The 693-nt window shown below is 47.6% G+C and carries 1 rRNA gene; it reads right to left on the bottom strand.

The features are described 5' to 3' along the window. Positions 1-689, bottom strand: a 23S ribosomal RNA gene (locus KPL51_RS23100); the annotation flags it as partial. Between the last annotated feature and the right edge of the window lie 4 nt (positions 690-693).

Here is a 693-nt window from a genome sequence, read left to right on the forward strand (position 1 = left end):
CGCCCTATTCAGACTTGGTTTCCCTTCGGCTCCGTACCTTAAGTACTTAACCTTGCTACATATCGTAACTCGTTGGCTCGTTCTACAAAAAGCACGCCGTCACACATATAAAGTGCTCCGACCGGTTGTAGGCACACGGTTTCAGGTTCTATTTCACTCCCCTTCCGGGGTTCTTTTCACCTTTCCCTCACGGTACTTCTTCACTATCGGTCACTAGGTAGTATTTAGCCTTGGGAGGTGGTCCTCCCTGCTTCCCACAAGGTTTCACGTGTCTCGTGGTACTCTGGATTAGATCTGACTGTTTTTCCTTTTCATTTACAGGCCTATTACCTTCTGCGGAGCAGCTTTCCAGCTATCTTCAATTAAGGAATTGCAGTATTTATGATCTATCCTCAACCCCTAGGTCAAAGACCTAGGTTTGGGCTCTTTCCCTTTCGCTCGCCGCTACTTAGGAAATCGATGTTTCTTTCTCTTCCTCCGGGTACTTAGATGTTTCAGTTCCCCGGGTGTACCTCTGCATACCTATTTATTCAGTATGCAGTACATAGTTGTTACTATGTGGGTTCCCCCATTCGGAAATCTTTGGATCTCGAGCTATTTGCGCCTACCCAAAGCTTATCGCAGCTTAACGCGTCCTTCTTCGGCTCCTAGTGCCAAGGCATTCGCCATGCGCCCTTTGTAGCTTGACCTTTG

The sequence above is a fragment of the Clostridium bowmanii genome, assembly GCF_018861315.1.
Lineage (GTDB): Bacteria > Bacillota > Clostridia > Clostridiales > Clostridiaceae > Clostridium_AD > Clostridium_AD bowmanii.